The following is a 13,767-nucleotide window of genomic DNA, read 5'->3' as shown; positions in this document are numbered from 1 at the left end:
TTGGGGTTTGGTGGGTGTAACAAAGGATTTAAAGGTTAAACGGCTTTTAAATCCTTTTTTATTTTTAGAAAAATCAACACACCCATTTTAAAAGCCAAAACAACATCTTTTGTCAAAAAATTCCCCCATTGGACTCAGATAGTGGTAAAATTAGCATTTTTTTAATGAAAACAGAGTAAGACCATGAATCAAAACATTGCACGACTTTTGGTAACTTGTGCCGACCAAGCAGGCATTGTCCAAGCGGTATCAGGCTTCTTATATCATCACGGGGCAAACATCATCTCGCTTGACCAACACACGACCGAAGCCTATGGCGGTAGATACTTCATGCGAGTAGAATTTCATGTAGAAGATTTGGCAGACAAAAAACAAACTCTGCTTGATACCTTTGCCAAAAATGTCGCTGACAAATACCAAATGAGCTGGCGATTGTCTTGCAATTTTGATGTCAAAAAAGTGGGGATTTTGGTGTCCAAAGAAGACCATGCCTTGTTAGAATTACTGTGGCGTTATAGTCGTGGGGCATTGCCTTGTCAGATTACCAAAGTCGTCTCCAACCACGAAGATTTGCGTGCTGATGTTGAGAGCTTTGGCATTCCTTTTGTGCATATTCCCGTCGGTAAAGACAACAAAGACGAAGCCTACGATAAAATCGATGAAGTCATGCAGGGCAATGATTTACTGGTACTGGCTCGTTATATGCAGATTCTTACGCCAAGTTTTGTTGATAAGTGGGAGAGCAAAGTCATTAACATTCATCACTCATTTTTGCCTGCCTTTGTGGGAGCCAATCCCTACAAACAAGCCTTTGATAAAGGGGTCAAACTCATCGGGGCAACCGCTCACTATGTCACAAGCGAGCTTGATGAAGGCCCTATCATCGAGCAAGGCGTGGAGCGTGTCAGTCATGCTTTTGATGTGGCAGAGCTACGAGAGCTTGGGCGAGACATTGAACGTGAAGTGCTGGCTCGTGCGGTCAGGTGGCATTTAGAAGACCGTATTATCTTAGATGGTAATAAAACCGTGGTCTTTGACTGATTTTTGTTTCATCAAAAAACCGAACCATTTATCATGGCTCGGTTTTTGCCTGCTTAGCATTTTTGGGCAAAGATTAACGAGTGCGTGGGCAAACTTCGTTATCAGCAAAGAAATAAGCAATCTCACGCTCAGCAGATGTGGTGCTGTCAGAACCGTGAGCGGCGTTCTCATCAATACTGGTAGCAAAGTCAGCACGGATGGTGCCAGCTGCTGCTTCTTTTGGGTTGGTCGCACCTAGGATGTCACGGTGAGCAAGTACCGCATTTTCGCCTTCTAGTACAGACACAACAACAGGACCTGAGGTCATGAATGCCACTAGGTCAGGAAAAAAACCACGCTCTTTATGCTCAGCATAAAAACCTTCGGCTTCTTCTTTTGATAGATGTTTCATCTTGGTGGCAATGATTTTTAGACCATTTTTTTCAAAGCGAGAGAAAATCTCACCGATGTGGTTGGCACCCACTGCGTCTGGTTTTACGATAGAAAGTGTGCGTTCAATAGCCATGATATTTCCTTAAAATAAATGGATGAATAATTTCATAATTTTGCCGTTTTGTCGGTCAAAATCTTTTTTATTATAACCAAGTTTTGATAAAAATCCTAGGGGATAACGATAAATTTTAGCAAAAAATAAAGCATGACAAACCCGCCATGCTTTATTTTTCTTTACCCACTTTTACTTTATACTATTCCACCACTGTCTTTTTGTCTTTGGCTTCAAACATTAAGGTCGCCGCTTCAATGACAAACGCTTCACTCTCGGGCAGTTGGGGGCGTTCGTTTTCTTTCATCAAACTACGCTCTTCGGCTAGGGCATCCATACTCGCCTGATACATTGACCAGTCGGTAAATGGAGTCTCGCCTGTGGCTTGACGACGGGCGTTTTCGGCAGCCAAGGTTTTTTGCTCAATAAGGTCACGCTTGGCACGGCGTTTGTCAATGTCCACATCGGCAGGCTTTTTGTCATCATCCATGGCACGAATGTCATTGAGTGCTGTCAAATATTTAAACTGTGGATTGCTCTCTTGGCGTGCCTTTGATGATGCAATGAGCGATACCATCAAATCCTTGGCGTATTTGCCATGTGCCATGAATGGCGTGGTTTTGATGGTATCCCACTCCAAGGGGTTTTTATACTCACGCTCACCAAACTCAACCCCTTCATAGATGTTCACCAGTGGCACATCAGGCACCACGCCCTTGTTTTGGGTGCTACCACCTGTGATACGATAAAATTTACGCTGTGTGAGCGTCATTGACCCAAGTGCCAAATCATCACGCTGTACCTGTGCCGAGCCTTTGCCCGTGGTTGTACTGCCCACCACCAGTCCACGCCCATAGTCTTGAATCGCCGCTGAGAAAATCTCTGACGCAGATGCCGAGCCTAGATTGATAAGCACCACCATCTCGCCTGCATAGAGCTGTTTGCCACCGTCTTTATCGGCAAATACCTGCACGTTGCCTTTATTGTCACGGATTTGCACCAAAGGACCTTCTTTGATAAATAGCCCCAGCATTTTGGCAACTTCATCTAACGAACCACCAGGGTTATTGCGTAAATCCACCACCATGCCATCAATGTTTTGCTCATTTAACGCCTTGATGGCTTTTTCGGTGTCAAGGCTGACAGAACGGTACTCATCCGCCTCTGCCCCACTACGACGTGCGGCAAAGTTAAGGTAAAAACTGGGTATTTCTAACACGCCCACACGCTTGATGCCACCATCATAAGGCACTTCAATCACACGGTGATGCACGCCTGAATCTTCTTGTTTGATGACGTCACGCACGATGGTGACCGTACGAGCCGAACTGTCGGGCGTGTTGGGTTGTTTGACACGAATGGTAACAGACGTACCTTTTGCTCCCCGAATGAGTGCCACTATCTCACGGGTGCTAAATCCGACCGTATCCACCATACTCTCGCCATCTTGGGCAACCCCCAAAATCAGGTCATTGGCTTGGATTTGCCCTGTTTTTTGGGCAGGACCACCGTCCACTAGGCTCACAATACGGATATAATCAGGGTTCTTGCGGTCAGGGCGAATGGATACGCCAATGCCTTCTAATTGCAAATTTGACTGGATTTGCATTTCATTGGCCTGGACAGGAGCAAAATAGTTGCTGTGTGGGTCGTAAGTCAAGGTCGCCGCATTTAAAATCGTTTCCATGATTTCATCATTTTTTAGGCGGGCAAGCTGTTCTTGCTGACGATTTAGGCGGTTTAACAAAATCTCGGTGGGCGTACGCTCATCGCCACGCACCAAATCCTGTCCCCGAGCCAGCTCAGGATTATCCAAAAATGCCTTATCCTTTGCCTTGTCATCTTCTTGACCAAGAGTCAGTCCGATGAGTGCATAGGTGGTCTGCGTTTGCCAAAACTCTCGCTGCTCATCAACGCTCTTAAAACGTGGGGCTTCTTCACGGTCTAGTACGATGGTTTTATCGGTGTTTAGATTGACATCGGTTTTTAAAAACTCTTTGGCAAAATCATAATACTCATTGGAGCGTGTGCGATAACGCTCAAACACTTCAATCCCTGCCGACAAGTCGCCACGTTTTAGGCGTTCGGCGAAATTATCGGCATATTTGGCATTTAACTCATCGATGTCCGACTGTAAAAAAAGCGTGCGTGATGGGTCAAGCTGGTCATAGTACATGGTCAAGATTTTTGCCCCCATTTCCTGGTTTAGGGGCTGGTCTAGATAATGGGCTTTGTCCAATAATAACGACACTTGACGGGCGGTGACTTTTTGTTCGGCAGTCGGCTCAAAACCGACTTTATCCTGTGCCATCGCCACGCCCACATAACTTTGGGCAAACAAACCGCCTGCGATGACTGTTGCTACCCCTGATAAAAAAAGTTGTTTTTTTGACATCATAGTACTTCCAAACTCGGTTGTCACAACTGACAAATTAAAAGTGACTTATCATAACATATCTTTCTTTCATCCGCCTAAATTTATGATGAATTTTAGTAAAATTTGTACAATTTATGGCATAATAAGCCTTTTAAATTCTTATGGGATAATTTATGGCAACTGGTATTATCATGGCGGACGTGGACGGCTTGACACTCACCGATGACGATAAGACGTTTTTGGCAAATGATGCCTTGGGTGGGGTGATTTTATTTAAACGCAATGTACAAGACCCCGCCCAAGTGCGAGCCTTGACCGACAGCATGCGAGCGGTCAATCCACGCCTTATCATCAGTGCCGACCAAGAAGGCGGACGGGTGGCACGATTTAGAGACGGTTTTACACCCTTACCTGCCATGGGGCGATTGGGGAAGATCTATGATGATAACCCCGAGCTTGCTCTATCGCTTGCTTATGATACAGGGTATCTCATGGCGTGTGAAGTGTTGGCGGTGGGTGTGGACATTAGCTTTGCCCCTGTACTAGACATCAATGGGTGTAGCCTTGTCATTGGCGACCGTGCCTTTCATGCCGACCCGCAAGTCGTTACCGCCTTATCATCACGCTTTATAGATGGCATGAATGATGCAGGCATGAAAGCCACGGGCAAACACTTCCCTGGTCATGGCTCTATCGCCCCTGACTCGCACGTATCCGATGCGGTGGATAACCGCTCGCTTGATGAGATTTGGGGGTGTGATTTAATCAGTTTTAAAAATAACTTAGCCAAACTGTCCGCCCTTATGCCTGCCCATGTCATTTTTAGTCAAATTGATGACAAACCAGCAGGTTTTTCAAAAGTGTGGTTACAGGAGATTTTACGGGATAAAATGGGTTATGATGGCGTGCTGTTCTCGGACGATTTATCCATGAAAGCCGCCCATGTAGCAGGGGACGTCACCGCTCGGGTCAAATCCGCCATAGACGCAGGGTGCGACATGGCACTCGTTTGCAATAGCCGTGATGATGCTGTCCTTGCGGTAGAATTTGCCAAAGGTATGCCTGATGTGCCAAACCGTTTTGGCAAGATGAAAAGCGTGATACCTACTTGGCAAGGCGACTTAACTACGACTTGTCAAGCATTCGCCCATTATAATACCGCAAGAGATAATGTGCTTGGGGAATTTTTTAATGATGTTGGCAGACAAGATGAGAGAGACCCGACGAAATACATCTAACACAAACTGCTGTTATTACAGCATCTAAGGTAAAATATATAGGTTTAACCATCAAAGAGAGCATTGAAAATAGTTTGTTTTAATTGGGGCGTGCTTACCATTGATAACATTCTTATAAAATAAGATGAAACTTGAAAATTTCAATCAATTTTTGCATGAAAGATGGGCGATTTTTCTCATTTTTCATTGCAAATGCCAAAGGCAGGCACGTGCCAACAACGCTAAAATATTGATAAACAGCCCTAAATCGTCTGTAAAATCTTAGCCAATTTCTGTCTTGGCTCATCAGCTTGGGTAATAGAACGCCCAATCACCAAATAATCCGAACCATTATCCAAGGCTTCTTTGGGCGTACAAATGCGTTTTTGGTCGTCCTTATCATCATCGGGCAGACGAATACCAGGGGTAATGAGTTTAAACGCCTGCCTAAATTTAGATTTTAAAAGCGACGCTTCTTTGGCAGAGCAGACCACCCCATCAAGCCCCGCACGATGAGTCAGACCCGCCAGTCGCATGACATGCTCATCTAGCGTGCCTTGCACCCCCAGCTCACCGAGTACATCTTGTGTCATTGATGTTAGTACCGTCACTGCGATGAGCAGGGTATCATAACCACCGTCATTTAGGCGTGCCTTACACAGTGCCATCGCATCGGAGCCGATGGATGCATGCACATTCACCATCCACACACCCATGTCAGCCGCCGCCAAGACCGCCTGAGCTGTGGTATTGGGAATGTCATGGAATTTTAAATCCAAAAAAACTTGAAATCCACGCTTATGAAACGCATCCACCACCTCTCTGCCACAGGCAGTAAACAGCTCTTTACCCACCTTTAAACGACATAGACTCGGATCTAAGCTGTCCGCAAGTGCCAAAGCTGATGGTAAATCATGCTTGTCCACCGCAACGATGATGGGAGATGTGATTGGGGAGCGTGTATTTATTTGCATGGTTCTTTGTCTTAAAAGTAATGATTATAAAGGACGAGTATCAGACAGGGAGCGAGTGTCAGATTCTATGGTCGTGATGGTCTGCTCAGGGACGGTAACTTTGGTTTCATCCGCCAAGATATGCGACTGGCGAGAATGCTCAATCACAACATTAGCTTCATCCAATTTGGTTTGCAAATCTGCCTTTTCTTTACGCAAACGGCGGATTTCCAATTTGTTTTGTAACACCCTAAATAGTAGCACCGACAACAAGATACCAATGAAGACACCCAAAGCAATGGTTAGGACAAGCAATAACCCCAAATTCGTGGTTGGCACCTGTGAGAACAGCAGATTAACCGCAATCTCGCTGTTATTGGCAAGTACCAAGGCAATGGCATAGCCAAAAAACAGCACCAATAAAATAATGATAAATAAAGACATAAGATACCTTATCTGTTATGAATATCTACAAGCTCACGCAACGCCTTACCTGGCTTAAAGTGTGGCACGGCTTTGGCTTCGACATCCACATACTCGCCCGTTCTGGGGTTGCGAGCTCTGCGGGCATCACGATGATGCAAACAAAAACTGCCAAAGCCACGAACTTCTACTCGCTCGTCTTTGGCAATGCTGTACGTCATCATGTCCAAAATCTCACGCACTGCCTCATCAACTGCCATCTCTTCTAAATTATCACATTTAGATGCCACGTTTGTAATCAAATCTGACTTTTTCGTCACATCTTCGCTGTTATGGCTAAACTTGTTCTCTTGCTTGATTTCTTGCATTTTTTCACCTTTTGAACCACACCTTACTCAAATTCACAACAAAATTACCAATGAGCAAGGTTCAAGTTAAAGTGTCATCATACCGCAATTTTGCCAAAAATAAAATCAATTTTTTGTTAATTTTCAGATATTTAATCCAAAAAAAGACCTTGAATCACTTCAAGGTCTTCTGATAAATAAGCGATTAGCCTTTTAGTTGGTCGGCAAAGATGTCGCCCAAAGTTTTTGGCTGATTTTCAGTGGCTGCATTTGACAGCTCTTTTAGTGCTTGACGCTCATCGGCTTCGTCTTTGGCTTTAATAGACAAAGTAATGCTTCGAGCTTTGCGGTCGGCACGAACAATTTTAGCTTCTACTTCGTCGCCCACGCTTAGCACTTTTGATGCGTCTTCGGTACGCTCACGAGTGATGTCGGCAGCGGCCAGGTAGCCTTCTACGTCATCCGCTAGGGTAATAACTGCACCTTTAGCATCTACTTCTTTAACTGTACCTTTAACGATGGCACCACGCTCATTGGCAGATAGGTACTCGTTAAATGTGTCAGAGTTAAGCTGTTTGATACCTAGGCTGATACGGTTACCTTCGGCATCCACTTGTAGCACTTGGGCTTCTACGGTGTCGCCTTTGGTGTAGCTACGGATCGCTTCTTCGCCAGACTCATTCCAAGAAATGTCAGACAAGTGAACCAAACCATCAATACCACCTTCTAGACCAATGAAAAGACCAAAGTCAGTGATTGATTTGATGGTGCCAGTGATTTTGTCGCCTTTTGAGTATTTCTTATCAAACTCTTCCCATGGGTTTGGCATGGTTTGCTTAATACCTAGGCTGATGCGACGACGCTCACCATCGATTTCAAGAACCATCACATTCACTTCATCGCCCACTTGGACAACTTTTGATGGGTGAATGTTTTTGTTGGTGTGGTCCATTTCAGAAACGTGTACCAAACCTTCAATACCTTCGGCAATCTCAGCAAAACAGCCATAATCAGTTAAGTTAGTTACACGAGCTTTGGTGATGGTGCCAACTGGGTAAGTTTGTTCAACTTCGCCCCATGGGTCAGACCCAAGCTGTTTTAGACCTAGGCTAACACGGTTACGCTCACGGTCGAACTTCAATACTTTAACTTTAAGCTCTTGACCCACTTCTACTGCTTCTGATGGGTGCTTGATACGCTTCCACGCCATGTCGGTGATGTGTAGCAGACCGTCGATACCACCTAGGTCAACAAACGCACCGTAATCAGTTAAGTTCTTAACGATACCTTGAACTTCCATGCCTTCTTCTAGTTTGGCAAGCAGTTCATCACGCTCAGCACTATTTTCAGCTTCCATAACGGCACGGCGAGATACCACGATGTTGTTACGAACTTTGTCAATCTTGATGACTTTAAATTCTAGCTCTTTGCCTTCTAGGTGAGTGGTCTCACGGATAGGACGTACATCCACCAATGAACCTGGTAGGAACGCACGCACAGAACCAATCTCAACAGTAAAGCCACCTTTAACCTTAGATGAGATAAGACCAGTAACAATTTCGTCATTCTCATGAAGTTGTTCAAGTGCACGCCAGCTTTCTTCACGTTTTGCTTTTTCACGAGAAAGCACTGTTTGACCCATGCCGTTATCAACTTTTTCGATAACCACATCCACAGTGTCACCAACAGCAACTTCAAGCTCGCCCGCTTCGTTTAAAAACTCGCCACGCTCGATGATGCCTTCTGATTTTAGACCTGTGTCCACGGTAATCCAGTCGTTGTCAATCGCAACCACTTGACCTTGGATAACTGCACCAATTTCAACTTTTACTTCGTTTGCATTGCTTTGTTCAAACAGTTCAGCAAATGATACCATTATGTATACCTTAAAAATAGCCGTAGCCTGTCCAGTCAGTACGGTTCAGATGATTGCCAGTCGTTTGCGATACTGGTTTTGGCAAATGATAGGCAAATAAAAAATAAAACGGTAATATTATAGCAAAGTTTTTGGGTAAATGCACATCTTTTTTGATGATTTATAATTTGCCCTGTGCAAACGTCAAAATCTCATCAAACACCGCATCTGCCGATTTTTCCGAGCTGTCAATGACGAGGGCATCCACAGCAGGGCGACTTGGGGCAACGGCACGGTTTTCATCTCGCTCATCTCGCTCGATGATGTCGGATAAAATCGCATCATAATCCGCCACTTTGCCTGCCATTTGTAGTTGTAGCACTCGTCTGTCGGCACGAGCCTTGGCACTTGCGGTCAAAAATACCTTGACAGGAGCATCGGGGAAAATCACCGTCCCCATGTCTCGCCCGTCCGCCACAAGTCCTGCTCTGTCTTTTGCCATGTTTTTTTGTAGGTCAAACAAAGCTGTTCGCACGCTTGGCAACACAGCGACACGGGACGCATATCCGCCCACGATTTCGTTGCGAATGTCGTCCGTTAGGGGGGTGTTATCCACTAGGATTTCCACCGTTTTTGTGGCGGTATTGGGGCGAAAAGATAGGTGTAAAGACTGGATTAATTTGGCAACTTTTTGCTCGTCAATTTCTATGCTATTAAGCAAACCGTTTTTAAATGCCATTAGTCCAACAATGCGATACAACGCACCGCTATCTAATAGCTCAAAACCAAAATGCTCAGCAAGGCGATATGCTACCGTGCCCTTACCTGCCCCTGAAGGGCCGTCAATGGTGATGATTTTTGGGGTAATGGATTTTGGGGTTGTCATGGGGTTCTCGTTTTATAAAATAAATTGGAATTGGGTGCTAATTGCGTTTTATCATAGAGCGAATGTAATTCGCCCCTATAAAAACATAATTATAATAAATTTTTTGTTAAATAAACTTCCTGCAAAACCCTAAATTAAAGAAAACCGTTCGTGGTGAGCTTGGGAAACCTAACGGTTTTCCGCCACCCTTCGACAGGCTCAGGGCGAACGGAAAACCAGTTTTGCAGGAAGTCCAATAATAGTTTTTTAAAATATCATAATAAATTTATGATTAAAAATCACATCTTTGGCGAATAAATTATTTATAAAATTTTATGTTTTTCATAAATTAAAATTTCATAAAAATAGAATTAAAAATCAATGCTCGCCATTTAACCGATTTTCAATTTTCGCCTTTTTCTTATCGGCTCGTCTTTGTTTAAAAAATTGGCTCAACATTATTGAACTTTCATTTGCCAACAGTCCGCCTTGAATATTGATGACATGATTATAAAACGACTCTTTGGCGAGGGTTAATTGGCTTGTCACCGCCCCTGCCTTTGGTTCATACGCCCCAAACACCACACGGCTGACACGGGCATGAATGAGCGAACCAAAACACATGGTACACGGCTCTAACGTAACATACAGCGTACTACCCATCGGCAAGCGGTAATTTTGCACCCGCTCACACGCTTGACGCAAGGCGACAATCTCGGCATGGTGCGTGGGGTCGTGCGTGCTAATCGGGCAATTAAAGCCTTCGCCCAAAATCTGTCCGTCATGCACCACCACCGCCCCCACAGGTATCTCGCCACGCTCCGCCCCACGTCTGGCAAGGGTTAGGGCGTGGTTCATCATGGCGACATCGGTAGGCAACCAAAATGTTAAGGAACTAAAATTTGGCAAATCACACGCCATTTTAGGCACAATTTCACGATACGCCATTACTGTGGTAACGCCCAATCAATCGCCCCTTTGCCATGTCTTATGAGATAATCATTGGTCTGCGAAAACGGACGAGAACCAAAAAATCCGCCACGGTTCGCCGATAAAGGGGATGGATGATTGGCGGTTAAAATCAAATGGCGAGACGTGTCAATAAACCGCCCTTTTTTCTTGGCATAACTGCCCCACAGAATAAAAACCGTGCGGTCGGTTTGGCGGTTAATAACGTCTATCACAGTGTCCGTAAATTCTTCCCAGCCTTTGCCTTGGTGCGAGCCTGCTTGTCCATTTTCTACCGTCAATGTGGCGTTAAGCAGTAGCACGCCTTGATTTGCCCAATGGGTCAAATCGCCATGAGCCGAGACAGGAATGCCCAAATCAGTCGCCAGTTCCTTTAAAATATTGGCAAGACTTGGCGGTTTGGGAATGATTTTTGGCACGCTAAACGACAGCCCCATGGCTTGCCCTGCCCCATGATAAGGGTCTTGCCCGAGTATCACAACCTTGACCGCTGATAAGGGCGTGGTATTTAGAGCATTAAAAATTTGTGATTTTGGCGGATAAATCGTTTTGGTGTCATATTCATTTTGCAAAAAAGCGCGCAAATTATCCATAACAGGCGATAATAATATATTCGCTAAAGCAAATTTCCAATCATCAGGTAATTGTACTTTGTTTAAGGCGGTTAATTGGTCTTGGGTAAGATTGGTATTCATATTTTTATGTTGATAAATTAAAAATGGGTATTGATAATTTATTTTTTGAAAATAAAATTTAAAAACCTGTATTGGTTTGATTAAATTTTTAATTAAGGGCGAATGTGATTCGACCTTACACTTTAATAAAATATCAAGAATTATTTTTTGGTTTTATCCAATTGTGAAGGTTTGGCTTTTACCGTTAATGTCTTAGTCATTTTATCATGCCAGCCTTGTTTTTTATCATTGCCTTTTGCCATAATATAATTCGCCCCAAGCATTATCATTGCAGGTAGTCCTGAAATGATACTCGCCCCAATTGCATACACCACAATCAAAAACAAAGTCCGCATAAACACAAGCGTGCCAAAACTGGGTAATTTGCCTGTTTTTTCGTCCACGACACGAATACCCATGACCAGTTTGCCAAACGATTGCCCACGCATGATGATGAGCAGTAGCTGAATACCAAGCAACGCCAAAAACATAAGATTACTTATCATGACCGTAGTCTTTGACACTTTATCCACCAAACTTTGGCTATACGCTTGCAAAGCTTGATAATCTTGGGCGTGGCGTGCTATCTCATTGACATCCACCACCTGCATGAACGCCATGATGAGTGGCAACAGTGCCAAGATATACAGTGCCACATTAATGGCAAATGCCGAAAAGCGAGCCAAAATACTGGCATACTCTATCGTACCATCATCTTTTGGCACGCTTGCCATCCGCTCTTTGGTCGGACGGGTATTTGACTCAGTTCGTTTTGGTTCGTTATTCTGACTGGCGTTGGGGTCTTGTATGGGTTTACGCCCATAGAGTTCGGCAACCGATACCCGCTTTTGCTCAGGCTTGTCTTTGACAAAATCGACATTATCACCAAAGCCCCGCTGTTCGGGCTTGGCAGTGGGGGGTTTTGGGCTGGGCGGTGTTTGCACAGACGGCTGATAAGTATAGACCCCACCTGTCATCTGCCCGACCGTCTGCCACTCGCTCATGCCTGTGTGCCACATCAAGTCAGTTAGGGCAACTTCGCCCGATAGGAGCATGCGGTTTAGTTCATCTAAGCTGTAAGGCCCTGCTTGGACGTTGTTTCGTGCTAGGTAGATTTTCATGTTGTCATATCAAGGTTAAAATTTGGCTTATTTTACCACTTTTAGCCCCCCATTAGCCACAAAAAACCATGAAATTTTGTTTATACCGATCAACAAATTTTTGCCACAATAAAGCAAATCTTGCTATAATATCGCATTTGCTTATTCATTTTGATTTTTAGGGGACGGCATGCCACACACCACGCCCACAACAAAAACACCCACCACACCCCTACAAGAAGAGCTGTTTGAGCCTGCCGATTTGCCCAGCGAGCCTGATGACGACCTAAATCTCCACGACGAAGAAGACAGCTACATCTATGGCGACGCTGACGCCACCGATGAAGACACCATCGAGACCATGACGGTCTATGACCCCGATGCCGACCGTTTTGAAGACCTAGAAGAGAACTCGGGCGATAACGAAACTGTCGTCTGCTACGCCTACTCTCGTAAGACGGGTGAGCCTGTTGCTACACTCGCCATCGATGAAGTCAGTCGCCAACTGACTAACAACAGCCAATTCATCTGGCTTGGGCTACACGACCCCAGTTTTGAGACAGTCAAGGAAGTCCAAGACGCCTTTGATTTACACGAACTTGCCCTAGAAGACGCCTTTGCCGACCACCAACGCCCCAAAGTCGAAAGCTATGGCAACGACACCATTTTCGTGGTCGTGCGTACCGCCAAGCTCGAAGACAACTACATCCGCTATGGCACGACCGCCATTTTTATGGGCAAAAACTTCATCATCAGCGTACGGCGTGGGGCGTCCAACTCCTACACCCCCGTGCGTGAGCATTGCCACAGACGACCCGAGAAACTTCGCCTAGGCCCGATTTTTGTTCTGCACGCCATTTTGGACTTTATTGTCGATAACTACCTGCCGATTACCGACCGTTTGGGCAACTATTTGCGTGAGCAAGAGCGTAACATTTTCTCGTATGAGTTTAGCAAATCTACCCTAAAAAGCCTGTACGAGCTAAAATCACAACTGGTACACATGCGTGCGGTGATTCTGCCCGTCCAAGACGTGTGTAACTTTTTTATCAATCACAAAAAAAACGAGCTGGTCTCCGCCTTTCCTGCCGCTGCCAAGCCCTACTTTCGTGACGTGAACGACCACCTGCTCCGCTCCATTGATGCGGTGAACGGTCTTAACGAGATGCTCTCAGTCGCCATGGACACCTACATGGCAATGGTCACCATGGGACAGAACGACGTGGTACGAAAACTCGCCGCTTGGGCAGGTATCGCCGCCGTGCCGACTGCCGTGGCGGGGGTGTACGGCATGAACTTTGATTTCATGCCCGAACTTCATTGGAAATACGGCTATTTTATGGTCATCGGCACGGTCTTGGCAGTCTGCCTATATCTCTATCATAAATTTAGAAAGGCAGGTTGGTTATAATAATGATAATTATTTACCGCTTTGAAAATTGAAATTGGAAAATTGAAATTG

At 45.0% G+C, this 13,767-nt stretch carries 13 protein-coding genes; 3 read left to right on the top strand and 10 right to left on the bottom strand.

Annotated features, from left to right (window positions below):
- Positions 1 to 183: 183 nt before the first annotated feature.
- Positions 184 to 1,041, top strand: coding sequence for a formyltetrahydrofolate deformylase (gene purU, locus B0182_RS08965; RefSeq protein ID WP_078274599.1), 858 nt, complete (start codon positions 184 to 186; stop codon positions 1,039 to 1,041).
- 73 nt (positions 1,042 to 1,114) lie between these two features.
- Here purU and ndk read toward each other — a convergent pair whose 3' ends face one another.
- Both ndk and B0182_RS08955 read right to left on the bottom strand, forming a co-directional pair.
- Positions 1,115 to 1,546: a nucleoside-diphosphate kinase gene (ndk, locus tag B0182_RS08960; protein WP_078274598.1), complete on the bottom strand. Its 432-nt coding sequence runs from the start codon at positions 1,544 to 1,546 to the stop codon at positions 1,115 to 1,117.
- Positions 1,547 to 1,727: 181 nt separating this feature from the next.
- Positions 1,728 to 3,920: a carboxy terminal-processing peptidase gene (locus B0182_RS08955; protein ID WP_078274607.1), complete on the bottom strand. Its 2,193-nt coding sequence runs from the start codon at positions 3,918 to 3,920 to the stop codon at positions 1,728 to 1,730.
- Positions 3,921 to 4,075: 155 nt separating this feature from the next.
- On the opposite strand from B0182_RS08955, the gene nagZ reads away from it, so the two are divergent.
- Positions 4,076 to 5,140 carry a beta-N-acetylhexosaminidase gene (nagZ, locus tag B0182_RS08950; protein ID WP_078274597.1) on the top strand — a complete coding sequence of 355 codons (1,065 nt, stop codon included), beginning with the start codon at positions 4,076 to 4,078 and terminating at the stop codon, positions 5,138 to 5,140.
- A 242-nt stretch (positions 5,141 to 5,382) separates the two neighbouring features.
- On the opposite strand, the gene pyrF is transcribed toward nagZ, so the two are convergent.
- The 8 genes from pyrF to B0182_RS08910 form a co-directional block, all read right to left on the bottom strand.
- Complete coding sequence (gene pyrF / locus B0182_RS08945) at positions 5,383 to 6,093, bottom strand: orotidine-5'-phosphate decarboxylase (protein ID WP_078274596.1); 711 nt, start codon at positions 6,091 to 6,093, stop codon at positions 5,383 to 5,385.
- 24 nt (positions 6,094 to 6,117) lie between these two features.
- Positions 6,118 to 6,516, bottom strand: a complete 399-nt coding sequence (locus B0182_RS08940; RefSeq protein WP_078274595.1) for a lipopolysaccharide assembly protein LapA domain-containing protein — start codon at positions 6,514 to 6,516, stop codon at positions 6,118 to 6,120.
- Positions 6,517 to 6,524: 8 nt separating this feature from the next.
- Entirely contained in the window at positions 6,525 to 6,863 is a 339-nt protein-coding gene (locus tag B0182_RS08935; protein ID WP_078274594.1) for an integration host factor subunit beta, read from the bottom strand.
- A gap of 184 nt (positions 6,864 to 7,047) precedes the next feature.
- A complete protein-coding gene (gene rpsA / locus B0182_RS08930) occupies positions 7,048 to 8,721 on the bottom strand; it encodes a 30S ribosomal protein S1 (RefSeq protein ID WP_143821700.1) in 1,674 nt (557 codons plus the stop codon).
- Between the two features lie 157 nt (positions 8,722 to 8,878).
- Complete coding sequence (gene cmk, locus B0182_RS08925; RefSeq protein WP_078274592.1) at positions 8,879 to 9,583, bottom strand: (d)CMP kinase; 705 nt, start codon at positions 9,581 to 9,583, stop codon at positions 8,879 to 8,881.
- Between the two features lie 357 nt (positions 9,584 to 9,940).
- Complete coding sequence (gene tadA / locus B0182_RS08920) at positions 9,941 to 10,528, bottom strand: tRNA adenosine(34) deaminase TadA (protein ID WP_420832147.1); 588 nt, start codon at positions 10,526 to 10,528, stop codon at positions 9,941 to 9,943.
- Positions 10,510 to 11,226 carry a uracil-DNA glycosylase gene (gene ung / locus B0182_RS08915; RefSeq protein WP_078274591.1) on the bottom strand — a complete coding sequence of 239 codons (717 nt, stop codon included), beginning with the start codon at positions 11,224 to 11,226 and terminating at the stop codon, positions 10,510 to 10,512. The genes tadA and ung overlap by 19 nt, the downstream gene beginning before the upstream one ends.
- Before the next feature lie 140 nt (positions 11,227 to 11,366).
- A complete protein-coding gene (locus tag B0182_RS08910) occupies positions 11,367 to 12,326 on the bottom strand; it encodes an RDD family protein (protein ID WP_078274590.1) in 960 nt (319 codons plus the stop codon).
- Positions 12,327 to 12,495: 169 nt separating this feature from the next.
- Here B0182_RS08910 and corA point away from each other — a divergent pair, with 169 nt between their 5' ends.
- Entirely contained in the window at positions 12,496 to 13,716 is a 1,221-nt protein-coding gene (corA, locus tag B0182_RS08905) for a magnesium/cobalt transporter CorA (protein WP_078274589.1), read from the top strand.
- Positions 13,717 to 13,767: the final 51 nt, after the last annotated feature.

The organism is Moraxella bovis (assembly GCF_002014975.1).
GTDB classification, from domain to species: Bacteria; Pseudomonadota; Gammaproteobacteria; order Pseudomonadales; family Moraxellaceae; genus Moraxella; species Moraxella bovis.
The sequence above is the reverse complement of the archived record's forward strand: the minus strand, read 5'-3'. Positions and strand labels throughout refer to the sequence as shown.